The following is a 20,992-nucleotide window of genomic DNA, read 5'->3' as shown; positions in this document are numbered from 1 at the left end:
CCTTCAGCCTCGCGGCCTCCGACACCTCCATGCCGCCATACTTGGACTTCAGCTTGTAAAACGTTGCCGGGCTGAGCTCGTGCCTGCGGCACACCTCCGCCGTCGGCATGCCTGCCTCTTGCTCCTTGATCATCCCAATAATCTGCGCCTCAGTAAAACGGCTCTTCCGCATTCGTCTGCTCCTTCAGGGTTGGGCAGACTCTAAATCATGGTGAGGGATTTCGCGGGGGGCAGGTCACAGGACATCAGCGATCCCCGTGGGATGGTAGAAGATGTGACCGGCGTCGGCAGATGGGGCAATTGGCAACTCCGAAGTGCGGCTGAACAAAATTGAGGATCTTTCCTACGTTGTGGGTCTGGCGCGCCAGGCACTGGAGCGACAGATGGATCAGGCAGACGCGGCTTGAGAGAACACTCACGATCGGCGTGATCTTCGTACGCGAGCCAAAACCAGCTTGATCCATGCTTTGGGCGGTTTCCAGTCATTCGCTGCTTACGCAAACTAACCGTGTAAAGTCGAAGAAGAGGACGTTCAGTGCGGCGATCCAGTTTGTCGATGCGCAATAGCAGCTAACGGGAATCGAGAGCGCTCCATATAGCCGTCAAATCCTGGCGATACTTCGGATCGCGGCCTTGGCGATTTGGTCGAACATCGCACGATCGTCGGAGGATGAGGCAACGATCATGCCGCCTTCCAGCGCCGCGACGATGAGGCAGGACGTGTCTTCGGGGTTTTGAACGCTATGGCGTTGGAACAGGTCAAGCAGCCACATCCTGTTCATTTTGAAGAATGCCTTTGTTTTCTGGTTAACATTCTTGGGAAGCCCGATCGCTTCTGCTCCCATAATTGCGCAAAGACAGATGGTTTCGTCCAAGACAAGCGCTTGAGAGTAGAGCGCAACGTAGCTGTCCAACGCCGTTTGTAAGCTGGCCGTGTCGATCTGTTCAAGTTCCTCTTTGAACTGGCTGGTGTAGCGATCAACCAAAGCTTCGCCCAGGTCGGGTTTGGTCGGAAAGTGATAGTGAACGCTTGCGCTTTTGATGCCTACATCGCTTGCCAAGTCACGGAAGCTCATCGCTGAGAAACCCGCGCCGCGGACACGCTTTTCAGCGGCGTCGAGGATTTTGTCTTTCATTGTCGGTGGCATGCGGGGCTCCTGTCTATCATGTGGTAGATAGGTGTTGACAGTAGCGAGGGCAATATCTAACTGACAGCCTATCGACTGATAGGTAGTTGTGTAGCGCCTCTTCGCGCTGGACCGGAAGGATGTACCATGGACCTGAACGCAAATTTTGATGAACGTGCCGTTGTACATTCGGACAGGGAGCCGTGGGTTGCATCCCCGATGAAGGGCGTGGAACGCCGGATGCTGGACCGGATCGGGGATGAAGTCGCGCGGGCGACGACCATCGTCCGCTATGCGCCGGGCAGCGCGTTTTCGGCGCATACCCATACGGGCGGCGAAGAGTTTCTTGTGCTTGATGGTGTCTTTCAGGATGAACACGGTGACTTCCCGGTTGGTACATACGTGCGCAACCCGCCGACGTCTTCGCATACCCCAAGCTCTGCATCGGGGGCGACGATCTTCGTCAAGCTTTGGCAGTTTGACATGAATGACCGTCAGCAGATCACCATAGACACCACCACCCAGCCCCCGCAGCCAGTGCGTGCGGGTGTTTCAGAAATCCCGCTGTTCAAGGATGTGCGGGAACGGGTGCGGATCGAGCTTTGGGAACCCAACGTGGCAGTGACGCAGGCTGGCCACAACGGGTTCGAAGCCCTTGTGATCGAAGGCAGCTTTATCGAAGGCGATGAGGTCTTCGGGGTCAATTCCTGGCTGCGCCTGCCGCCCCACAGGCCGCTGAACGCCGTTTCCGGTCCTGATGGGGCGCGGCTTTGGGTCAAATCTGGCCATCTTGCGGAAATGCCAGCAGCCCCCAATGTCGGAGATTGAGATGTCAGCTCCACTTGCAATCATTGGCGGGGCGGGCGCTGGTCTTGGGCAGAGCTTGGCGCGCGCCTTTGCTCAGAACGGCTACACTTCTATCGGCCTCAACCGCTCGGTTCCCGATGGCGCGGCGGGTACGACACTTGCCGTCGACCTGTCCGACCCCGATCAAACATCCCAAACCGTCTCGGACCTGATGCAAACCCATGGGGCACCAAAACTGGTGGTTCACAACGCGGCGAAGCTGGTGATCGCGGGGTTTGCAGAGACCACAACGACAGATTTTGAGGCGACATGGCGTGCGATGGTGCTTTCAGCGGTCAATCTGGCCCAAAGCGTGTTGCCTGCGATGGTGGAGGGGGGCGGTGGCACTTTCATCGTCTCCGGCGCAACAGCGAGCCTGCGCGGCGGCAAGAATTTTGCGGCCTTTGCCTCGGCCAAGGCGGGGTTGCGGGCGTTGACCCAATCGCTGGCGCGTGAATACGGGCCGCAGGGTATCCACGTTGCGCATGTGGTTCTTGACGGAATTGTCGACACGGGTGCCGGCCGCGCCCTGCACAGTATGGACCCTGCACGGATGATGAAACCGGAGGACATTGCCCGCACCTATCTGGCGCTGGCAGATCAACCACGGTCCACCTGGACCCATGAGCTGGACCTCAGGCCGATGGGAGAGGCGTTCTGATGCAGACCGATGTTCTGATTGTGGGCGGCGGTCTGTCGGGTCTTGCGCTTGCGGACCATCTGGCCCGCCAAGGCCGTGATTTTTTGCTGGTTGAAGCGCAGGACCGCCTCGGCGGGCGCATCCTGACCAAGGAGCTTTCGGGCGGCGCGTTCGACCTTGGGCCTGCATGGTTCTGGCCGGGCCAGCCGCGCATGGCGGCCCTCGCCGAACGCTTTCAGATCCCTGTGTTTGAGCAGTTTTCAACTGGTGACTTGGTCTATCAAGAGCAAAACGGCACCGTTCAGCGCGGACGCGGCTATGCCTCTATGGAGGGTTCGTACCGCTTGGCAGGAGGTATCGGCTCTGTGGTGTGTGCTTTGGCCAAAGGGTTGAACCCGGCGATGATCATGACCAATACGCGGCTGAGGTCGGTCGACCATTCGGCGGACAACATCGCGGCGCAGGTTGACCATAACGGCCGCACACTGACCATCGCGGCAAATAGAATCGTGATGGCCGTGCCGCCCCGGGTCATCGCCGAAACCGTTACCTTTGACCCCACCCTAAATGCGGCCCAAACGCAGGCTTTGCAAAACGTGCCGACCTGGATGGCTGGTCAGGCCAAGATCGTCGCGGTTTACGACCAGCCCTATTGGCGCAACGCCGGGCTGTCCGGCGACGCCATGAGCCAGCAAGGGCCCATGGTCGAAATCCACGATGCTTCGCCAAGGCAGGGCGGTCCCTATGCGCTCTTCGGTTTTGTCGGGGTCCCTGCGGATGCGCGTGCCCAGCACAAAGATGAGATGATGCGTCTCGCGGTGATGCAGCTGACGGCGATGTTCGGTCCGGAAATGGCAGACCCGATGCACCTTGTTTTGCAGGACTGGGCGACCATTCCAGACATCGCGCGCCCACAGGATCGACACCCGATCCGAAGCCACCCCCGCTATGGTTTGCCGACCAACCTGCGTGCCCTTTCAGCACGCGGGATAATTTTTGCGTCGACGGAAACCGCCCCGGAATTCGGAGGCTTTCTTGAGGGCGCATTGGAGGCGGCAGCCCATGCGGCCAACACACTGGCGCTGCACGAACCCATGCAGACCTGATCACCGGCCGCCCGCAAGGTTTGGGGCATCCATTAGACAAATTAGAGCACGCGGCGCCAAGCCAATCCAACGGGCATGGTGGCCATACAGGTGAAATATGATGACACAGACGATAGACACGACTGAAACCGCAGGGTTTCGGCGCAACCTAACGGTGCTGATCCTCGCGCAATCTTTGGGGGCTGCCAGTGGACCGATTGTAATCTCGCTGGGGGGATTGGTTGGCCAGGACCTTGCGACTGACCCTGCTTTGGCGACCCTGCCGGTGAGCATTTACAATCTTGGGCTTGCCCTTGGAGCGGTGCCTGCCGCTTGGATCATGCGACAATACGGGCGGCGCAGCGGTTATCTTCTGGGGGCGATGATCGGCGTGTTGTCGGGATTGGTAGCCGCTGGTGCGATATCGTTTGGGACGTTCACATTCTTCTGTATGGGAACGTTTCTGGCGGGGCTCTATGCGTCCTATGTACAGTCTTACCGTTTCGCAGCTGCCGACGGGCGCGAAGGAGCAGACAGGGGGCGGGCCATTTCATGGGTCATGGTTGGCGGGCTGGTCGCTGCCATTATCGGACCGCAGCTGGTCATTGCCACGCGCGACGCTGTGCCGGGGGTGCCCTTCGCCGGTAGTTTCCTGAGCCAAGCGGCGCTTGCGCTCATCGCGTTTTTTGTTCTGACTCGGTTAAGGGGCCGCCACTCCGCAGCCACAGCGCAAACGCCATCCGATGACGGGGGGCGCAACGTGCTCCAACTTCTGGCTTCGCCGAAATACATGCTTGGGGTTACCGCTGGCGTGGTGTCTTACGGGCTCATGTCATTCGTCATGACGGCCGCACCGCTGGCGATGGTCGGATGCGGGCATTCGATTGACCACGCGGCGTGGGGTATTCAGTGGCATGTGCTGGCGATGTTCGCTCCAAGCCTTGTGACGGGCAAGCTAATCGCTCGGTTCGGCAAGGAAAAGGTCACCGCCGCTGGCCTGATCATTATCGGCATTTCAGGTGCTGTTGCGCTGACCGGTCTGGATCTGAGGCATTTCTTTATCTCTCTCATCCTTCTTGGGATCGGATGGAACTTTGGCTTCATTGGGGCCACTGCGATGGTGGCCGCTGCGCATACAGAGGCCGAGCGCGGGCGTGCCCAAGGGCTGAATGATTTCGCCGTCTTCGGCACAGTCGCAGCGCTTTCGTTCTTTTCCGGCGCGTTGATGCAGGCGTCGGGATGGCATCTCATCAATCTCATGATGTTCCCCTTCATTGCCATCGTGCTTGCACCATTGGTCTGGCAAGCGGCGCGACGTTTGTAAGGGCCGCTCCGAAAGGCCTCTGAGATTAACAAAAGAATGCAAACCAAAAGGACAGACTCAACATGCCTAATTTACAAATTCTCATATCAGCGACCCTTGTAGGGATCGTGGGCACGTTGATTTTCGACGCAGTTATGGCCTTTATGGCTCGGTTTTTAGGGTACACGGCCACGAATTGGCGCATGGTCGGGCGCTGGATGGGTCATATGCCCAATGGGCAATTCATTCAGCGCAATTTGAAAGACGCCAAACCGATTCCTGGCGAAAACATTATGGGCTGGTCGTTCCACTACGCCATCGGCATCGGCTATGGAGTACTCTTGGCTTTGATCTGGGGCGCGGATTGGTTTGCTGATCCCCAGCTTGCGCAGCCCATGAGCCTTTCTATTGCTTTGCTTGTCTTGCCGTATTTTATTATGATGCCGGGCATGGGGCTGGGTATCGCAGCGTCGCGGGCACCTTCTCCAATTATTGCCCGCATAAAAAGCGCTTTTGGCCATTCGATATTTGGCCTTGGTCTGTTTACTGCGGCATTGTTGTTAAAGGCGCTTTCCTGAACCGCGCAGCGTTTTTTGTAGAGTGTGATGCGGTAGAGAATAGCCGAACCTTAGACAAGGCTGTCACAGGTTAGCGTCCTTCAGGGTCAGGCTGCGTACAGTCTGAAGGAGGCGCGATGGGTCATCGCGGCGCAGTATTTGGAATGCGTGTCGAAAGTCAGATCTGGGCCGTTCGCGTCGATCGATACAAATGGCGGAAAGCGGAATTTCGCTGCATTGCTCGTGAATGTCCGGCAAGCTTCCAACGAAAGGACGCAAAGTCTGGTCGAGAACGAAGTGAACGCTGATGCTATTCCATCCATATTCCCCGTATTGAAGGAGCTATGTTGATGCGGGTTTGATCGCTCGAGAGCTCAAATGCCCGTTGCTTGGGGCGGCACGCCTGCCTGCCAATCGACGACGAAGCGCACGAATATCCGTGTTAGGCTCTCGCGTCTTGATGTGTCCGGCCAGACCGCGAAGATGCCCAGCGGCATCAACCGCCAATCTGGCAGGAGGCGCACCAGCCGGCCCTCGGCCTCACCCCGGGCGGCAAGATGTTCGGGCAGGACCGTTGCGCCAAGGTTCTGGCAGGTGAAATGATACAGAGCATCGATGGTGTCAGCCTCCAAGCGGGCCTGGCCCAGCACCTTGGCGGGCTCGCCCCCTGGTCCGGTCAGCGTGGTGTATTCGGACCGGTGTTTGTAACGGAGCCAGTCCCAGTCCTCCAGCTCTGACGGATGCGATGGGCGCGGTCGGGTGGCGGCATAGCCCGCCCCCGCAACCAAGGCGCGGGCGCTCTCGCCAAGCTTACGCGACATCATCGAACTGTCATCCAGCCATCCGGCCCGGATGTTCACGTCATACCCGTCCTCCAGCAGATCGGTGCGGGCATCAGTGAAACTGACCGACAGCGCGACCTGCGGGTGGCGGCGCACGAATTCCGCTATGGCCGTGGCCAGCGCGGACGAGGACATGAAAGCCGGCATGGACACCCGCAGCGCGCCCACCGGTTCCAGCGACAGGGCGTTCAATTCGTTCAACCCGGTCTCCGCGCTGCGCAGCATCTCAGCCGCGCGGGCATAGAACATACGCCCCTCGTTGGTCAGGGCGATTTTACGCGTGGTGCGATACAACAGGGTCACGCCGAGGAAATCTTCAAGGTCCGACACCGTCTCACTGATGCGGGATGGCGCAAGGCCGATCGCCTTGGCCGCGGCCCGGAACGACCCCTCGTCGACAACTCTTGCAAAGATCGCCATATGGCGCAGATGCTCGATCATTGTTCCGTTTGCCCGAATTATGACTTCCGAAAACAAGCAATACCCGGATCAATGCGGTAGGGATAGATGTTCTTTGCAACACGACGGAGCATTGACATGAACGCGAGCACATTCTTCAAAACGGAAAACGCCGAACGCTATCTGGGCACGCTGTGCAAACATTTCGGCCACAAGGTTCCGGTCTCCTTCGAACCCGGAGCGGGCCACATCGAGCTGCCCTTCGGACAGTGCGATCTGCGCGCCGACACCGATGGCCTGCGCCTGACCGCCATTGCCGCGGACACGCCCGAACTCGACAAGACGATTCAGGTGATCACCAACCACCTTGAACGCTTCGCATTCCGCGAAAACCCGGACCTGACTTGGAGCCGGGCCGAATCCACCGGGGCCTGACGTCGGCCCAAACTCTTTCCATCCCAGGACACGCCCGAACACGCCCCACCCCGGAGCGCGAACCGAGAGGGCATGTCCAAACACCCCGAGGAGACCATAATGAAACTGACCCAACTTCTTGCCTCAGCGGCGATCGTCGCCACCCTGCCGATCACGGCGCAGGCCGACAGCGCTGAAAACAAGGCCTTTATTCTCGAAGCGCTGGAAAACACGCTGCTGGCGGGCGATGTCGACGCCGTTGACCAGTATTTTGCCGAAGACATCATCCAGCACAACGAGATGTTCGCCGACGGCATCGAGGCACAGAAATGCGTCGTCGGCTTTCTCGCGGGCAGCGGCGACTTCAAGGCCGAGTACGTGCGGGTCATCGCGGATGATGACCTCGTGGCCGTGCACGCCCGCTATGAAGGTTTTGGCGAAACGCCGGTGATCGGCTTCGACGTCTTCCGCGTCGAGAACGGCAAGATCGCCGAGCACTGGGACAACCTGATCCCCGAGGCCGCGCCGAACCCCTCGGGCCGCACCCAGATCGACGGCGCGACCGAAATCACTGACTTGGACAAGACCGAGGCCAACAAGGCGCTGGTCGAGGAATTCATCACCAAATCCCTGATCGAACATGCCGAGGTGAACTTCACCGACTATATCAGCCCGGTTACCTACGCCCAGCACAACCCGATGGTCGCTGATGGGCTGGAAGGCTTTGGTGCCTTCATGGCGCAGATGGCCGAACAGGGCATCAGCATGGATTACACCCAGGTTCATAAGGTGATCGGCGAAGGCAACTTTGTCCTGACCCTGTCCGAGGGCGCCTTAGGCGGTGAACCGACCGCATTCTACGACCTCTTCCGCCTCGAGGACGGGCTGATCGTGGAGCACTGGGACGTCATCGCCCCCATGCCCGGCCCGGATGCCCCGCACAACGAAGCCGGCAAATTCTGAACCCGCCCCAAGCAAGGATCGACGACATGAACCGCAGAACGCTACTCAAAACCTCAATTGGCGCGACGCTCGCCACCATTCTCGCACAACACGCAGGAGCACAGACTATGGACGACAAAACACAAGCCAGCTTTGACACCGTCATGGCCTTCATGGGCGCAATGGGTTCGGGCGACATGGACACCATGGGCAAGCTGATGGCCGACGACATGGTCTGGCACAACGAAGGAGACGAGAGCCTGCCGTGGATCGGCGGCGCAAAAGGCAAGGAAAACATCTTTGAATTCCTCGGCGTCTTCTCTGCAAACCTGCAGACGACCAAGTGGGAAAACACCGACGCCTTCGCCTCGGGTGACACGGTCGCCGTCTTTGGCAAGATGAACGGCATTACCCCCCATTCCGGTCAGGAAATCGGCGAATTCACCTTTGCCTTGCGGGCCAAGGTGCGGGACGGGCAGGTGGTGCTGTGGCACTGGTTCGAGGACAGCTTTGCCGTCAGCCAAGCCTACCACGGCTGATCTGCATACCTTTGGCAAAGCCGTTGATTCTGGCGGCTTTGTCCATCGCTTTGGAGAGAGGACAGACCATGACGACCTATGCCGTTACCGCCGTTTCGGGCCAGCTTGGCCATGAGATTGCCCGCAAACTGATTGACATGCCGGGCGGCGCGCCCGTTTTCGTGCTGGCCCGCACGCCCGCCAAGGTCACCGATCTTGGTGTCGAGGTACGCCCAGGCGACTACGATCAACCGGATCAATTGAAAGCCTCGCTGGTGGGGGTCAACGCGCTGGTGATCGTCTCGGGCATGGCCCCACCCGAGGACCGCATCCAGCAGCACCGCAACGTGATCGACGCCGCCCGCGCCGCAGGTGTGCAGAAGCTGGTCTACACCAGCATTATCGGTCCCGAACAGGACACGCGCTTTTCGCCGGTGGTGCAAAGCAATCGGCAGACCGAGGCGGACATTCGCGCCAGTGGTCTGGACTGGGCCATTGGGCGCAACGGCATCTATATCGAGCCCGATGTCGAATACATCGACAGCTACAAGGCCCGCGGTGAGATCGCCAATAGCGCCGGAACCGGCAAATGCGGCTACACCACGCGGTCGGAACTGGCCCATGCCTATGCCGCGCTTCTGACGCGCGACGATCTGAGGGGCGGGACCTATGACCTGAACGGCACGCCGATCACCCAAGAGCAGCTGGCAGGCTACCTGAACCGCGCCTTCGGCACCGACCTGACCTACCGCGAGATGACCTCCGAAGATTTCGTCGCTGACCGCAGCGCCGAGCTGGGCGATTTCATCGGCCCGATCATCGGCGGCATCTACGAGGGCATTCGCCAAGGTGCCTATGACCGCCCGGGTGACTTTGCAAAGGTCACCGGCCGCCCGCACCAATCCTGGGGAGATTATTTTGCCTCGCTCCGCCCTTGAGCGCGACGGAGGTTCCGCGCTGCAACGTACCACCGTCAACCCATCTATGGGGTCGCCGACGCGACCAATCCAGGAAAGGCAACAGACATGCTGTCACGACTCTCTCCCTACTGGCTCTGGGCGCTGATGGCGCTGCCGGGCCTCGGCATCCTCGCCAGCATTCTGGGCGCGGCTGACACCGAGGCCACCGGGGCCGCCATCCACGCGGCGCTGCACCCGACCGGCGAATTCGGCGCGCGCTTCATGATCATCGCCATGCTAGCCTCGCCGCTGTCGCTGGTGTTCAAGGGCTGGCGCGGGCCGCGCTGGCTGAAGAAGAACCGCCGCTACTTTGGCGTTGCGGCCTTTGCCTATGCGCTGGCGCATACGGTGCTGTACCTGAACGACCTTGGCGAAGCGCAGAAGGTGATCGCTGATCTGCCGAAACTCTATATCTGGACTGGCTGGATCGCTTTTCTGATCTTTGTGCCGCTGGCCGTGACCTCTACGGACTACTTTGTCCGCAAGATGGGCCGCACCTGGAAAACGCTGCAGCGCACGACCTATGCCGCCGCTGTCCTGACACTGCTGCACTGGGCGGCGCTGCACGACTGGGGTGGTCTCGGCCCTGCGCTGGTGCATTTTGTCCCGCTCGGCCTGCTGGAGGGCTACCGCGTCTGGTACTGGTACTTGCGCCCGCGCCCGCGGGTGGCGTGACCAAAGGACGACTGACGACTATGGTACGCACGTTTGCAGTGTCCGTTTCCAGTTTATCGCTCCAGTTCGTGAATTCCGAAGCATCCGGAGGTTTGAATTCAATGCCGTCATTCGCCGCAAGGAGGGCTAAGGTCGGTTTTGGGCCGGAAGCGACGATTTCCTCAACCACGGCCGGGGTAACGGTTGCCGCACCGCCCACATGGCTGCTTCGAGCCCACACTGACCAAGATCGAGCGGGAGCTTCGCTGCGGGTGCATTCGTCCGCTCCCAAGTCCTTCCACGACATTCGTGCCCCGCACTCTTACAGGTTGACGCGGGCGGAGACGCAGACGCCGCCCAGCCAGGCTGCGTGGCTCGTGATCCACCCGGATCTCAAGGGCGCTCCCGCGACGCGTGTTGTCTCAGATCCCATCCTGAGCATTTTGCGCCAGAGGCTGATGGGCGGGGAAGCGCCGTTTGACCGAAGCCATCTGTGGCTTTAGGTTCGCCGTGTTTTCCTTTCAGAGAGGTTCGTCGTGTCTGGGCAAGGCCGCAAGGACCAAGTGACCCTTCGGGCGCGCCCGGACCTCTACGGCATTGAAACCCTTTCTGCGCACTACCAGAAGCAGAGCTTCAAGCCGCACGCCCATGATGAATACCTCTTCGGTGTGATCAACGGTGGGGTGCACGCGGTCTGGTGTCGCGGGGAGATGCATCAGGTGCCGCGTGGATCCGTGGTGACGATGCGGCCCGGAGACATCCATCATGGCGGCGCAGGCAACGAGGCGGGTTGGCGGCAGCGGATGCTCTATATCCCCGAGGCCGGGATGCGCGCGCTGATCGAAGATATGACTGGCCATGCCGCCACGGGAACGCTGGATTTCGGAGCGGCGTTTCACGCGCGGCCCGATCTGGCCCGCAGGTTCGCCCTGTTGCACGAGGCGCTGCATGCTTCGGAGCAACGGCTCGCCCGCGATATGGCGCTGGACGCTTTGGTGGGGACGCTGATGCGCGAAATGGCACCGCAAAGTGTTTCGCCCGTGCAAGCGGCGGATGGGCGGATTGCGGATGCGGTCGCGTTTCTCGATGCGCAGGTCGACGAAGATGTTTCGCTGGACGATCTGAGCCGGATCACCGGCCTGCGCCGCAGGCAGACGATCGATGCCTTCCGGCGCGCCACGGGCCTGCCGCCCCATGCCTGGCACGTTCAGAGAAAGGTCTTGCGGGTCAAACGCCTGCTCCGGGAGGGTCAGACCCCGGCAGAGGCCGCAGCACAAACGGGCTTTGCCGACCAAAGCCACATGGGGCGGCATTTCCGCGCCATCGTCGGCATGACACCTTCGGCCTTTGCCAAGAGCTGAGACCGCGTTTTCATTCTATATCGCCGCCCGCCGTCCGGCCTATTGCGCCTTCATCACAGTTGAGACAGGAGGCCAAGGTGGCGGTATCAGAGAGTTTCAATGCACGGCGCAGGTCCCTGTGGGCCGATCTCGCGGTCTTGGGCGTGGCCTTGGTCTGGGGGCGAGCTACCCGGTGGCCAAGGGAGCGCTGGCCTATATGCCCGTTCTGTTGCTGATCTTTTATCGCTTTACGCTGACGGCGGTGGTGATGGGGGCTGTGGCGCACCGGGATCTGCGCGCGGCCTCGCGGCGTGACCTTTGGGCCGGGGCGGTGCTGGGCGCGACCCTCTGCGCTATCTTTTTGGCAGAGACATGGGGCGTGTCCCTGACCACGGCGACCAATACAGCGCTGATCATCTCGCTTTGCACGATCTTCACACCGTTTCTCGAATATGGTTTGCAGCGCCGCCTTCCGCCTTTGGGCGTTATGGCGGGGGCGGTCATTGCCATCGTGGGCGTCATGGTGCTTTCGGGCGGTATGGGCGCGCTCGGCGCGGGCGACCTGCTGGTGCTGTGTGCTGCGGGCCTGCGGGCGGTGATGGTGGTCTCGACCAAGTGCCTGATGGAGGGCAGCCGCATGTCTTCGGCCGCGCTCACGGCTGTGCAGGCCGCGACGGTCGCGGCGCTCACCGGGGCGATGCTCTGGGTGCAATCGGGCACAGGGGGGCTTTTTGTCCGGGCTGACCTCGCGGCATGGGGCGCGGTGGCCTTCCTGTCGCTCTTCTGCACCATCGACGCCTTCTACGTCCAGAACGCCGCGGTGCGCCGCACCAGCCCCACGCGGGTGAGCTTACTTATGGGCACGGAGCCGCTCTTTGGCTTTGCCCTCGCCTGGATGCTTCTTTCTGAACCAGCGACCTTATCGGCATTTCTCGGCGCAGCGCTCATCGTTTCGGGGACTTTCCTTGGCCTTTGGGTCGAAAGGCTCCGCTGACGCTCGCAGAGCTTGAAAAGCATCGATCACAATCGCAACGCGACCGGATCCGTTTTGCCTGTGGCCTGCCCCTTACCTTGGCCTGAGCGAGTATGCCGCGCCATGCCCTGGGAGCCTGTCTCGGTGACGCCGCGCTGCATCGCCTGCCACCTCGGCACGCGGCAGGGTTGGGCCGATAGTGACGGACATGCCGATCGCGGAGCCACTACGCGGTGAGGCAGTTACCTGCGCAGAGCCGTCGCTCAGCGGCTCGCAGGCTGTGGCTGCAACGAACGGCAGGAACGTCCACATCGCCGACATCGAACGGGCCAAAATGCTGCGCAACTGTTCCAATGACCGCTTCGGGGAAGCTGCGGCGTGGCAACGTATGATTGGATCAATGTCCGCAAGGGGCCGTACGTGTCGATCGATAGCAGGGGCGGCTTCCGGACCTTCGCCGCGCATTGCACGAATGACCGGCATGCAAAGGGAGACGCCCTCAGAAAGTCTACGCCCGCGCAGAGGCAAAACGGGCGCGGTAGTCGCGCGGGGAGAGGGCAAAGCGGCGGCGGAAGGCCTTGCGCATCTGCTCGTCTGATCGGAATCCCGCACGAAAGGCCACGGTTTTCAGTGGCAGGTCCGTGTCCAGCAAGAGCGCCTTTGCCCGCTCACAGCGCAGCCGCTCCAGCGTTGCCATGGGCGAGGCGCCGAACTGGGCGGTGAACCCGCGGGTAAGGCTGCGCACACTTATGCCCGCTGCCCCAGCGATCCCTTCCAGCGTCAGCGGCTGGTCCAGCCGCGCGCTCATCCATGTCAGCACATCGCCCATGCCCGAGGCCACCGCGGCCTGCCCGGTCAACAGCGTGCTGAACTGCGACTGGCCACCGGGACGCTTGAGATACATCACCATGTCGCGGGCCACGGCGAGCGCGATGTCACGCCCGTAGTCTTGCTCCACGAATGCCAGCGCCAGATCGATCGCCGCGGTCACGCCTGCTGATGTCCAGAAGTTGCCTGCCTGAACAAAGATCGCATCCGCATCCACCACGATTCCCGGAAAACGTTGCCGCAGTCGGTCGGCGTAGTTCCAGTGGGTTGCCGCGCGCTGACCATCCAGCAGCCCCGCCTCGGCCAGGAAGAAGGAGCCGGTGCATAGTGCCGCGCAGCGCAGTGTGTCCCGTCCGTGCCTGCGGCACCAGCGAACCACCTCGGGCTCTGCCTGAACGACCTCCTCGATGCTCGGCGCTCCGGCGATCATGACGGTGTCGCAGGCCTCGAGATCCCGGAGCGTGACCTCTGCCTCCAGCGACATCAGCGTGTCAGACCGCACCGCCCCCAACGCTGGCGCGGCGATTGTCACGTCGTAGCCACCGCGATGGCCCGCCGCCGCGAGATGCTGCGATGCGTAGCCCAGAACGCTGAGCGGTCCGGTGGCCTCCAGCGTCTTGAAGCCGGGATAGACGATCAGAGAGACCTTTCGGCGGCACTCCGGGGTCACGGAGCCGTTGGCGAGAGTGGGCATGAAGAACGGTCCTTGGCCGGAAAGACAGGGTGCTTGGCCCGATCCGCACGGTGACGGCGGCGGCGGTAGTGGCGTTACTCTATTACACATCCGGTCAGACACATGACAAGGAGACCCTTCATGAAAACCCGTGCCGCCGTCGCCTGGGAAGCCAACCGCCCTCTCGAGATCGAAGAGATCGACCTCGACGGCCCCAAGGAGGGCGAAGTCCTCATCCGCATCGTTACCACAAGCCTGTGCCACACCGATATGTTCACCCTGTCGGGCGCCGATCCCGAGGGGCTGTTCCCGGCCGTGCTCGGCCACGAAGCCGTTGGCGTGGTCGAGGAACTGGGCCGTGGCGTGACCTCGCTGAAGCCCGGTGATCACGTCATCCCGCTCTATACGCCGGAAGACCCGAACTGTCCCTATATCAAGTCCGGCAAGACCAACCTAAGCCAGTCGATCCGGAAGACCCAAGGTCAAGGCCTGATGCCTGATGGCACTTCGCGGTTCAGCTACAAGGGGCGGATGATCCATCACTACATGGGCACCTCGACCTTCAGTGAATACACGGTGCTGCCGGAAATCGCCGTGGCGAAGATCTCAAAGGACGCGCCGCTGGCCAAGGCGTCTGTCATGGGCTGCGCAATCCCGACGGGCATGGGCGCGGTGCGCAACACGGCCAAGGTCGAACCCGGCGCGACGGTCGCGGTCTTTGGTCTTGGGGCCGTGGGCATGGCTGTCATTCAGGGGGCCAAGATGCAGGGCGCGGCGCGCATCATCGGGATCGACACCAACCCCAACAAGTTCGAACTGGCCCGGAGCCTCGGCGCCCATGAATGCATCAACCCCAAGGAATTCACCCAGCCCATTCAGGACGTGATCGTCGAGATGACGGACGGGGGCGTGGACTACTCCTTTGAATGCATCGGCAACGTGAACGTCATGCGGTCTGCCTTGGAATGCTGCCACAAGGGCTGGGGCGAATGCACGGTGATCGGCGTAGCGGGGGCCGGTGAAGAGATCGCCACACGCCCCTTCCAACTGGTCACGGGGCGCGTCTGGCGCGGCTCTGCCTTCGGCGGCGTGCTCGGGCGGTCGCAACTACCGGGCATGGTGGATGAATGGCTGCGGGGCGATTTTGACGTCGATCCCTACATCACCCACAACATGACGCATGAGCAGATCAACACCGCCTTTGACCTGCTGCACGCAGGGCAGTCGATCCGTTCGGTGATCCACTTCCAGCCGAACGAGACGATGCTGATGAACGATCTGCCCGGCGTGATCGTCCCGGCGTAACCCCGCCAGCATTCTCTGGTCCGCCCTTGGCAAAGGGCGGGCCGCGTCAGCAACAGCTACAGGAAGTTCCGTGGGTGAAATCGAAATCCGCGCCTGTCAGCGGCGCCGCGTCCGAAAGCGCCTCAGGGCGCACCCGCAGTGCATCGAACATGTTTCGACAGCATCTTCGCGCTCGGCGCGCCCTTCAGCGGCAGCACTGTTGATTGTCACTGCCATGATCGTGGATGCCGAGGCAGACGAGCAGGGCTTCACGAAAAATGCCTTCGTCTCTCAGGGAGGCGTCACGTTACACTCTACCGAGCAGCACGATGCAGGTTGGGACAGGAAGGACCAGAGAAGGCGGCTGCACGCGAAGGTGATCATCGCCTGCGGAGAAGAAGCCGACTACGTGCTCGCGGGATCCGCCAATGTGACGGCACCGGGCCTCTACGGACGCTATGGGGGAGAAGGCAATGCAGAGGCTTGCCTTATCAGAGAAGAACCCGAGGGGACTGTAATAGACCGCCTGGGGCTATCTGTCTGTCTGTCTTTTGGAGGAGATGGCAATCGAAGACTTGAAACTGCGATCAGAGGGTGTCGATCAAGACCACGTCAGCGATGAGAATCTGATCTGGCCTCCTGACGGAGGAAACCTGTGGATCGAGCACGGTTCTCTATTCTGGCGGCCGCCATCGGAGAACAGGGCCGATAGATGCCGATTGGAACTTACCGACCAAGGCGGAATTCTTATTGGTATGGTGAGAATGTCCGAGGTGCATGGTCAGTGGACGTGCAATCTCTCAATGGAGAGAGCGGCGCCTTGCATAGGGATTGTCGTGTTCGGTGATGGGACAAGAAGTGCGCCTGTGACGATTGCATCCTTGAGCGGGCTGGGGACAAACGCCACGGCTCCAAGGTCAGGGCGTGTGGCGCGTCTCCTTGCCGAACTGGATGGACGCGATGATCTGGATATTGATGATTCCGAGCGGGCGTTGCGGGCCATCAAGGCGAGTACGAAAGAGCTCGGGATCACGAGGGACGGGAAGGGCAAGAAGAAGGAGCAGTCTGATGTCGAAGAGGATAAAGAGCTTCGAGAACTGACTGAACAGGAGTACGGCGAGCGAGCCCTGACAAAGGAGGAAGAGCGCTTATTGAGGGATGGGCCTGTTTCGGAGATCAGGCGCTTCATCAACTCCTGCCTCGGTCTCGATCCGCGCGAATTCGGCGAGGACGATGACGACGAACTGACGAAGGCCATGCGTAAGAATAAAACCGGATCCGGTGGCGATGATGTGGATGGAAACGGCGACCGAGATGGACCCATTGGTGGTGGCGCTGATGATCGTCTGGATGTCGCTCCTGAGTATGAGATGCAGTCGTGGGACGTCGCTGACCAACCTGCATGGCGGATGTGACCGTGTTGATGAGACCTGTAAGGCGCTGGGCATGGTCGGTGTCGAGCCGCTCAGCTACCTGAACGCGATCCGCCTGCACATCCTGATCAATGTGCTTCCAAATCAGCCGCAGCCGTTGGCGAAGACATTGATGCGCGGCATCCGATCTGCGCGTCTGATCCCGCTCGCAGCTGGGTTCGCATAATTGGAAGAATATGCAGCAGGCTTGTTTCTCCGCTGTCTCAGCATGTCCAGGCCATGCCTGCTCTGGAAAGGGCTCACTGCAGGCTGCTCGACTCAGTGGGGTAGCCGAGGGGCGGCGTCGTCTGATCCGCATCAAGCGCATGCCCCAGTGCCGACCCGGCCCCATGGTGCATTAAGCCACAAGGCAACGGGCGCAGGTCTTATTGTACCTGCTGGGGCACTGACGTGCATTCTTCATCGACGGCCGTCTCTGAGGAAGCTTCCGTACCAGGAGTTGAAGGTTCATCCGCTGAATTTAGCTCATTTGAGCATTCTGGCTGATACGTACCCTCGACGATTTGCATGACGAGCGACAGCCGCCAGCGGCTCGAGCGGCCCAACTTTTGGGCTTTGGGAAACGTTTCACGCTTGATGTCCCGGTAAATGCTCGCCTTCGAGCGGGACAAGATTTCGCAAACCCGTTCGATCGGTAGCAGAACGTCGTGTGCAGTTCCTGAGCTGTGCATCTGTTATCTCCATTTGGTTGACTGAAGATGAAATGATGTCGACCTGGTTTCGCCGGAAATGCAAATGTGCGTGAATGTCGGCTTCATGCAACGAATGAAGGATAGAAGTCTGTCGTCCCGTTGTGGTCCCGACGAGATGGAAATCAGCGATAATTGAGAATAAACAACAGAAATATACATACATTTCAGTTGTTTATAGTGGTGCCCGGGGGCGGAATCGAACCACCGACACGAGGATTTTCAATCCACTGCTCTACCCCTGAGCTACCCGGGCACGGGTCACCTCTTTCGAGGTCGGGTGAGCGGGTTCTAGGGCCTGTGGCGCGGGGTGTCCAGCCCCATTTTGCCCTGAAACCCACTTCTTTTGGCAAAAGGCGAATTTTCTTTTGTTAATGGGGCTTTGCAGGGCGGTCTTGTGCTGCTTCGGCGGCGTCGATGGCGGCTTCCACGTCTTCGGGGTCGCGCGAGGGGACGGCGTAGCTGCCGTTGAACCAGCGGCCCAGATCGATGTCGGCGCAGCGGCGCGAGCAGAAGGGGCGATGCGCCTTGACGGTTTCGGCTTTGCAGATCGGGCAGCTCATTGGCCTGCCCCTGCCAACACCTCCGCCAGCACCGGGCGGGCACGTTTGCGTTGCAGCTCGTAGTGGCCCAGAGGCGTCCAGCCGACCAGCGTCGTATCCACATCGTCGGCGCGGAAAGCGGCGCGCAGGGCGCTTTCAAACGTCCGGCGGTCTTTCTTGGGCATGGGCGCAAGGTCGAGCGTGATCTGCCCACCCAGCCCGCGCAGACGCAGGGCGCGTGGCAGCGCTTTGGCGCAGGCCATATTGGCCTTCACCCCGGCGGCGAGCGAGGCATCGTTGCCGGTGTTCACATCGACTGCAACCAGCGCGCGTGTCGGCTCCACAAAGATCGACGCGCCGCCGCCGAGCGGCACCTGCGCCGAGGCCACGCGGTCGAGCTCTTCCAGAACGCCGTGGTCGTCAAAGCCGCCGGCCTCGGTCACCACCTCGGCGGGCGCGGTCCAGTCGCGCCAAGCGAGCAGATGCGGACCATCGCCTTCGCTCAGCACCTCCATCTGTTGCGCGTCATCATTGGCTACGGTATCCGCCAAGCTGAGCATATTGGCGATATCCTCGGCGATATCCTCGGCATCGGCTCCGGCGCACGAGGACCGTAGGATCAGGCCCAGATCGGCCCCGCCCGCCACCTCATGGGCGATCTCCAGCAGCCGGTCGCGTTCTTCCTCGTCTTTGATCGAGCGCGAGATGTTCAGCCCCGGCGCATCCGGCGTCACGATGGCATAGCGCGACTTGAAGAGCAGCTTATTGGTCACCGGGATCGCCTTGCCCGGCTCGGCATGGCCCGAGACCTGCACGAGAATCGTCTGCCCCGGGGCCAGCCCCTTGATCTGCCGCAGGAACGCCGCGCCATCGGGGGTCTTGAGGAACATGCCCCCCTGCCCCTTCACCGGACGATCCGCAATCGCACGATAAACGGTGCCGACGCGCGGCCCGTCGCTGTCGATCAGAAAATCATCCAGCTTGCCGTCCACCATCAGGGCGGCGGCCTCGATATCACCGAGATGGTCGAGAATAATCGTACGGCCCTTCATGGCGTCCTTCCGTCAAATGGGTAGCCTGCCGCTTGCAGCAGGTTCGCAGCCTCGGCCAATGGCAGGCCGACGATTGCAGTGAATGACCCGCTGATCCAAGGGATCAACGCGCCCGCGGGGCCCTGAATGCCATAGCCACCCGCCTTGCCACGCCAATCGCCGGTGGCGAGGTAGCGGCGAATCTCGGGCTCGGACAGGGATTTCATCTTCACGCTGCTTTGCACATCGCGCTGCCACAACTTCTCGCCGCGCTTCACGGCGACGGCGGTGACCACCTTATGCCGACGGCCCGACATCAGCCGCAAAAAGGCTTCGGCCTCGGCCTCATCCTCGGGCTTGCCGAGAATGCGCCGCCCGAGCGCCACAGTGGTATCGGCGCAAAGCACGATATCCTCCGCGCCCGCGGGCACCGCCGCCACTTTCTCGCGCGCCATTCGGGCGCAATAGGGACGCGGCAGTTCGGCCTTATGGGGGGTCTCGTCGATGTCGGGGGCGCGAATGGCATCGGGGGTCACGCCGATCTGGGCCAAAAGCTCCAACCGGCGCGGCGATCCTGATCCAAGAATGAATTGCATCTTATGGGCCTCTTTGCCTGAGGCCGGCGGCCCGGTCGGGGCCGCGCACGGCCCCGACCGCGCCGCGCAACGCGCGAACGCGGTGCCGCTTACTTGAAGCGATAGTTGATCCGACCCTTGGTCAAATCATAGGGTGTCATTTCCACCTGAACCTTGTCGCCAGCCAGAACACGGATGCGGTTTTTCCGCATCTTGCCTGCCGTATGCGCGATGATCTCATGGCCGTTTTCCAGCTCGACCCGAAACGTCGCGTTAGGCAGGAGTTCCTTCACGACACCGGGAAATTCGAGCGTATCTTCCTTGGCCATGGTCTCTCCTTGAGCACAAAACCCTCCAAAACGAGGGCGCAGGCTTAAATGGGCGCATTTTCGCGCTTTTTCAAGGGGGATTCAGCGCAAAGCGACGTTTATCGCCTTTCCGTCGCGGCCAATCTGGTCTTGCCAGTCCCTTCGGTTAAGCACGATGCCATCCGCGCGCACCTCGGCGACCTGCGCCAAATCGGCGTCGGCCACGGTCCAGCCGGGGGCGTTGACCTCGCGCACACCCAAAATCCCCGTGGGCGGGAAGCCGCGATCCGGAGGGCAGAAAATCCCGCCCGCGCCATAGGATTGACCCAAAGCCTCGGACCAATCGGCCTTGCCTACGACCGAGGACATGGCGGTGATACACTGATTCTCAAGCGCCCGCGCCATGGAGCCGATGCGCACCCGCCAATAGCCCGCGAGCGTTTCGGTGACACTGGGTACGCAGATCACATCACATTCTGCCAGCGCGTGGCCCAGCAGGGGAAACTCGCTGTCATAGCAGATGAGTACCCCGATCTTGCCAATCGCCGTGTCAAAGACCTGAAGCGCATTGCCCCCGATTACGCCCCATTCCTCACGCTCAAAACGGGTCATGATCTGCTTGTCCTGCACGCCGATCTGCCCCGTGGGCGTGATCAGCCGGGCACGGTTCACCGGGCGGCTCTCGGTCGCTGCGGGGCCAGAGCCTGCCACGATATGCACATTATGCTCGGCGGCGAGTTTCACATGCAGACGATCCGCCTCCTCAAGCTTGTCCGACACCGAAAAGAGCGACCGCTCCAAATCGCCCGCCACCTCGGCCCCGTCGAGCGTCGCCAGTTCCATCGCCGCATATTCAGGAAAAACCAGCAGTTCCGCCCCCTGCACTGCCGCCTCGGCGACCCAATGGGCCAGCTTGTCTTCGTACTGCGCCCATGATGTCAAAACATCGAGCGGATAGGCGGCTGTGGCGATTTTCATTCAAAAGGCTCCTCGTTTTCGCGCAGTCTGCGCAGCTTTACCGATGGCTTCA

Annotated in this window: 26 protein-coding genes and 1 tRNA gene; 16 read left to right on the top strand and 11 right to left on the bottom strand. The window is 61.1% G+C overall.

Annotated elements, in window-relative coordinates; all coding sequences use genetic code 11:
* Both ACGYK9_RS07320 and ACGYK9_RS07315 read right to left on the bottom strand, forming a co-directional pair.
* The coding region (locus ACGYK9_RS07320) for a transposase (RefSeq protein WP_394422458.1) at positions 1-172 on the bottom strand (172 nt) is incomplete at its 3' end.
* A 430-nt stretch (positions 173-602) separates the two neighbouring features.
* A complete protein-coding gene (locus ACGYK9_RS07315) occupies positions 603-1,148 on the bottom strand; it encodes a TetR/AcrR family transcriptional regulator (RefSeq protein ID WP_295037004.1) in 546 nt (181 codons plus the stop codon).
* Positions 1,149-1,274: 126 nt separating this feature from the next.
* Between ACGYK9_RS07315 and ACGYK9_RS07310 the strand changes: the two genes are divergently transcribed.
* The 5 genes from ACGYK9_RS07310 to ACGYK9_RS07290 all read left to right on the top strand — a co-directional run bounded on the left by ACGYK9_RS07310 (position 1,275) and on the right by ACGYK9_RS07290 (position 5,579).
* Entirely contained in the window at positions 1,275-1,955 is a 681-nt protein-coding gene (locus ACGYK9_RS07310) for a cupin domain-containing protein (protein ID WP_394414377.1), read from the top strand.
* Position 1,956: 1 nt separating this feature from the next.
* Positions 1,957-2,634 carry an SDR family NAD(P)-dependent oxidoreductase gene (locus tag ACGYK9_RS07305; RefSeq protein WP_394414374.1) on the top strand — a complete coding sequence of 226 codons (678 nt, stop codon included), beginning with the start codon at positions 1,957-1,959 and terminating at the stop codon, positions 2,632-2,634.
* Positions 2,634-3,719 (top strand): flavin monoamine oxidase family protein, encoded by a 1,086-nt coding sequence (locus ACGYK9_RS07300; protein ID WP_394414371.1) that lies wholly within the window; start codon positions 2,634-2,636, stop codon positions 3,717-3,719. The genes ACGYK9_RS07305 and ACGYK9_RS07300 overlap by 1 nt, the downstream gene beginning before the upstream one ends.
* Before the next feature lie 97 nt (positions 3,720-3,816).
* The gene (locus tag ACGYK9_RS07295) at positions 3,817-5,022 is read left to right on the top strand and encodes an MFS transporter (RefSeq protein WP_394414369.1); all 1,206 of its coding nucleotides are present in this window, start codon (positions 3,817-3,819) and stop codon (positions 5,020-5,022) included.
* A 62-nt stretch (positions 5,023-5,084) separates the two neighbouring features.
* Entirely contained in the window at positions 5,085-5,579 is a 495-nt protein-coding gene (locus ACGYK9_RS07290) for a DUF2938 family protein (RefSeq protein ID WP_394414366.1), read from the top strand.
* Between the two features lie 353 nt (positions 5,580-5,932).
* On the opposite strand, the gene ACGYK9_RS07285 is transcribed toward ACGYK9_RS07290, so the two are convergent.
* Positions 5,933-6,841: a LysR family transcriptional regulator gene (locus ACGYK9_RS07285; protein WP_394414363.1), complete on the bottom strand. Its 909-nt coding sequence runs from the start codon at positions 6,839-6,841 to the stop codon at positions 5,933-5,935.
* Between the two features lie 96 nt (positions 6,842-6,937).
* Here ACGYK9_RS07285 and ACGYK9_RS07280 point away from each other — a divergent pair, with 96 nt between their 5' ends.
* From ACGYK9_RS07280 to ACGYK9_RS07250, 7 genes are all read left to right on the top strand, one after another.
* The gene (locus tag ACGYK9_RS07280) at positions 6,938-7,234 is read left to right on the top strand and encodes a DUF2218 domain-containing protein (RefSeq protein ID WP_394414360.1); all 297 of its coding nucleotides are present in this window, start codon (positions 6,938-6,940) and stop codon (positions 7,232-7,234) included.
* A gap of 99 nt (positions 7,235-7,333) precedes the next feature.
* Entirely contained in the window at positions 7,334-8,176 is an 843-nt protein-coding gene (locus ACGYK9_RS07275; RefSeq protein ID WP_394414357.1) for a nuclear transport factor 2 family protein, read from the top strand.
* Between the two features lie 107 nt (positions 8,177-8,283).
* The gene (locus ACGYK9_RS07270; protein WP_394414354.1) at positions 8,284-8,694 is read left to right on the top strand and encodes a nuclear transport factor 2 family protein; all 411 of its coding nucleotides are present in this window, start codon (positions 8,284-8,286) and stop codon (positions 8,692-8,694) included.
* A gap of 68 nt (positions 8,695-8,762) precedes the next feature.
* A complete protein-coding gene (locus ACGYK9_RS07265; RefSeq protein WP_394414352.1) occupies positions 8,763-9,611 on the top strand; it encodes an NAD(P)H-binding protein in 849 nt (282 codons plus the stop codon).
* 87 nt (positions 9,612-9,698) lie between these two features.
* Positions 9,699-10,307, top strand: coding sequence for a sulfite oxidase heme-binding subunit YedZ (locus tag ACGYK9_RS07260; RefSeq protein ID WP_394414349.1), 609 nt, complete (start codon positions 9,699-9,701; stop codon positions 10,305-10,307).
* A gap of 515 nt (positions 10,308-10,822) precedes the next feature.
* Entirely contained in the window at positions 10,823-11,647 is an 825-nt protein-coding gene (locus tag ACGYK9_RS07255) for an AraC family ligand binding domain-containing protein (protein ID WP_394414346.1), read from the top strand.
* A 118-nt stretch (positions 11,648-11,765) separates the two neighbouring features.
* Positions 11,766-12,620 carry a DMT family transporter gene (locus tag ACGYK9_RS07250; RefSeq protein ID WP_394414343.1) on the top strand — a complete coding sequence of 285 codons (855 nt, stop codon included), beginning with the start codon at positions 11,766-11,768 and terminating at the stop codon, positions 12,618-12,620.
* 487 nt (positions 12,621-13,107) lie between these two features.
* Here ACGYK9_RS07250 and ACGYK9_RS07245 read toward each other — a convergent pair whose 3' ends face one another.
* Entirely contained in the window at positions 13,108-14,121 is a 1,014-nt protein-coding gene (locus tag ACGYK9_RS07245; RefSeq protein ID WP_394414340.1) for a GlxA family transcriptional regulator, read from the bottom strand.
* Between the two features lie 120 nt (positions 14,122-14,241).
* Between ACGYK9_RS07245 and ACGYK9_RS07240 the strand changes: the two genes are divergently transcribed.
* The 4 genes from ACGYK9_RS07240 (at position 14,242) to ACGYK9_RS07225 (ending at position 16,983) form a co-directional block, all read left to right on the top strand.
* On the top strand, positions 14,242-15,405 hold the full coding sequence (locus tag ACGYK9_RS07240) for an S-(hydroxymethyl)glutathione dehydrogenase/class III alcohol dehydrogenase (RefSeq protein ID WP_394414337.1): 1,164 nt from the start codon (positions 14,242-14,244) through the stop codon (positions 15,403-15,405).
* 70 nt (positions 15,406-15,475) lie between these two features.
* Positions 15,476-16,006 carry a hypothetical protein gene (locus ACGYK9_RS07235; protein WP_394414334.1) on the top strand — a complete coding sequence of 177 codons (531 nt, stop codon included), beginning with the start codon at positions 15,476-15,478 and terminating at the stop codon, positions 16,004-16,006.
* Positions 15,945-16,799, top strand: coding sequence for a hypothetical protein (locus tag ACGYK9_RS07230; protein ID WP_394414331.1), 855 nt, complete (start codon positions 15,945-15,947; stop codon positions 16,797-16,799). Before ACGYK9_RS07235 ends, ACGYK9_RS07230 begins: the two co-directional genes overlap by 62 nt.
* 31 nt (positions 16,800-16,830) lie before the next feature.
* On the top strand, positions 16,831-16,983 hold the full coding sequence (locus tag ACGYK9_RS07225) for a hypothetical protein (protein WP_394414328.1): 153 nt from the start codon (positions 16,831-16,833) through the stop codon (positions 16,981-16,983).
* Between the two features lie 199 nt (positions 16,984-17,182).
* On the opposite strand, the gene ACGYK9_RS07220 is transcribed toward ACGYK9_RS07225, so the two are convergent.
* The 7 genes from ACGYK9_RS07220 to ACGYK9_RS07190 form a co-directional block, all read right to left on the bottom strand.
* On the bottom strand, positions 17,183-17,488 hold the full coding sequence (locus tag ACGYK9_RS07220) for a helix-turn-helix transcriptional regulator (protein ID WP_394414325.1): 306 nt from the start codon (positions 17,486-17,488) through the stop codon (positions 17,183-17,185).
* A 199-nt stretch (positions 17,489-17,687) separates the two neighbouring features.
* Positions 17,688-17,762: transfer RNA gene (locus ACGYK9_RS07215), tRNA-Phe, on the bottom strand.
* A gap of 115 nt (positions 17,763-17,877) precedes the next feature.
* On the bottom strand, positions 17,878-18,069 hold the full coding sequence (locus ACGYK9_RS07210) for a DNA gyrase inhibitor YacG (RefSeq protein WP_067268003.1): 192 nt from the start codon (positions 18,067-18,069) through the stop codon (positions 17,878-17,880).
* Positions 18,066-19,100 carry a ribonuclease E/G gene (locus ACGYK9_RS07205; protein ID WP_394414320.1) on the bottom strand — a complete coding sequence of 345 codons (1,035 nt, stop codon included), beginning with the start codon at positions 19,098-19,100 and terminating at the stop codon, positions 18,066-18,068. Before ACGYK9_RS07205 ends, ACGYK9_RS07210 begins: the two co-directional genes overlap by 4 nt.
* Complete coding sequence (locus ACGYK9_RS07200) at positions 19,097-19,675, bottom strand: Maf family protein (protein ID WP_394414317.1); 579 nt, start codon at positions 19,673-19,675, stop codon at positions 19,097-19,099. Before ACGYK9_RS07200 ends, ACGYK9_RS07205 begins: the two co-directional genes overlap by 4 nt.
* An 89-nt stretch (positions 19,676-19,764) precedes the next feature.
* On the bottom strand, positions 19,765-19,983 hold the full coding sequence (infA, locus tag ACGYK9_RS07195; protein WP_005978431.1) for a translation initiation factor IF-1: 219 nt from the start codon (positions 19,981-19,983) through the stop codon (positions 19,765-19,767).
* 81 nt (positions 19,984-20,064) lie between these two features.
* Positions 20,065-20,940 carry a carbon-nitrogen hydrolase family protein gene (locus ACGYK9_RS07190; protein WP_394414314.1) on the bottom strand — a complete coding sequence of 292 codons (876 nt, stop codon included), beginning with the start codon at positions 20,938-20,940 and terminating at the stop codon, positions 20,065-20,067.
* Positions 20,941-20,992: the final 52 nt, after the last annotated feature.

This window comes from Sulfitobacter sp. 1A15258 (assembly GCF_043557045.1).
Classification (GTDB): Bacteria; Pseudomonadota; Alphaproteobacteria; order Rhodobacterales; family Rhodobacteraceae; genus Sulfitobacter; species Sulfitobacter faviae.
The sequence above is the reverse complement of the archived record's forward strand: the minus strand, read 5'-3'. Positions and strand labels throughout refer to the sequence as shown.

What these genes read in the sequence shown, in the direction of transcription:
- ACGYK9_RS07280 (WP_394414360.1), top strand. Translation starts at nt 6,938, where the DNA reads ATGAACGCGAGCACATTCTTCAAAACGGAAAACGCCGAACGCTATCTG.
- ACGYK9_RS07315 (WP_295037004.1), bottom strand. Translation starts at nt 1,148, where the DNA reads ATGCCACCGACAATGAAAGACAAAATCCTCGACGCCGCTGAAAAGCGT.
- ACGYK9_RS07295 (WP_394414369.1), top strand. Translation starts at nt 3,817, where the DNA reads ATGATGACACAGACGATAGACACGACTGAAACCGCAGGGTTTCGGCGC.
- ACGYK9_RS07225 (WP_394414328.1), top strand. Translation starts at nt 16,831, where the DNA reads ATGGTCGGTGTCGAGCCGCTCAGCTACCTGAACGCGATCCGCCTGCAC.
- ACGYK9_RS07220 (WP_394414325.1), bottom strand. Translation starts at nt 17,488, where the DNA reads ATGCACAGCTCAGGAACTGCACACGACGTTCTGCTACCGATCGAACGG.
- ACGYK9_RS07230 (WP_394414331.1), top strand. Translation starts at nt 15,945, where the DNA reads ATGGCAATCGAAGACTTGAAACTGCGATCAGAGGGTGTCGATCAAGAC.
- ACGYK9_RS07275 (WP_394414357.1), top strand. Translation starts at nt 7,334, where the DNA reads ATGAAACTGACCCAACTTCTTGCCTCAGCGGCGATCGTCGCCACCCTG.
- ACGYK9_RS07190 (WP_394414314.1), bottom strand. Translation starts at nt 20,940, where the DNA reads ATGAAAATCGCCACAGCCGCCTATCCGCTCGATGTTTTGACATCATGG.
- ACGYK9_RS07290 (WP_394414366.1), top strand. Translation starts at nt 5,085, where the DNA reads ATGCCTAATTTACAAATTCTCATATCAGCGACCCTTGTAGGGATCGTG.
- ACGYK9_RS07260 (WP_394414349.1), top strand. Translation starts at nt 9,699, where the DNA reads ATGCTGTCACGACTCTCTCCCTACTGGCTCTGGGCGCTGATGGCGCTG.
- ACGYK9_RS07245 (WP_394414340.1), bottom strand. Translation starts at nt 14,121, where the DNA reads ATGCCCACTCTCGCCAACGGCTCCGTGACCCCGGAGTGCCGCCGAAAG.
- ACGYK9_RS07285 (WP_394414363.1), bottom strand. Translation starts at nt 6,841, where the DNA reads ATGATCGAGCATCTGCGCCATATGGCGATCTTTGCAAGAGTTGTCGAC.
- ACGYK9_RS07240 (WP_394414337.1), top strand. Translation starts at nt 14,242, where the DNA reads ATGAAAACCCGTGCCGCCGTCGCCTGGGAAGCCAACCGCCCTCTCGAG.
- ACGYK9_RS07265 (WP_394414352.1), top strand. Translation starts at nt 8,763, where the DNA reads ATGACGACCTATGCCGTTACCGCCGTTTCGGGCCAGCTTGGCCATGAG.
- ACGYK9_RS07305 (WP_394414374.1), top strand. Translation starts at nt 1,957, where the DNA reads ATGTCAGCTCCACTTGCAATCATTGGCGGGGCGGGCGCTGGTCTTGGG.
- ACGYK9_RS07270 (WP_394414354.1), top strand. Translation starts at nt 8,284, where the DNA reads ATGGACGACAAAACACAAGCCAGCTTTGACACCGTCATGGCCTTCATG.
- infA (WP_005978431.1), bottom strand. Translation starts at nt 19,983, where the DNA reads ATGGCCAAGGAAGATACGCTCGAATTTCCCGGTGTCGTGAAGGAACTC.
- ACGYK9_RS07205 (WP_394414320.1), bottom strand. Translation starts at nt 19,100, where the DNA reads ATGAAGGGCCGTACGATTATTCTCGACCATCTCGGTGATATCGAGGCC.
- ACGYK9_RS07210 (WP_067268003.1), bottom strand. Translation starts at nt 18,069, where the DNA reads ATGAGCTGCCCGATCTGCAAAGCCGAAACCGTCAAGGCGCATCGCCCC.
- ACGYK9_RS07200 (WP_394414317.1), bottom strand. Translation starts at nt 19,675, where the DNA reads ATGCAATTCATTCTTGGATCAGGATCGCCGCGCCGGTTGGAGCTTTTG.
- ACGYK9_RS07300 (WP_394414371.1), top strand. Translation starts at nt 2,634, where the DNA reads ATGCAGACCGATGTTCTGATTGTGGGCGGCGGTCTGTCGGGTCTTGCG.
- ACGYK9_RS07310 (WP_394414377.1), top strand. Translation starts at nt 1,275, where the DNA reads ATGGACCTGAACGCAAATTTTGATGAACGTGCCGTTGTACATTCGGAC.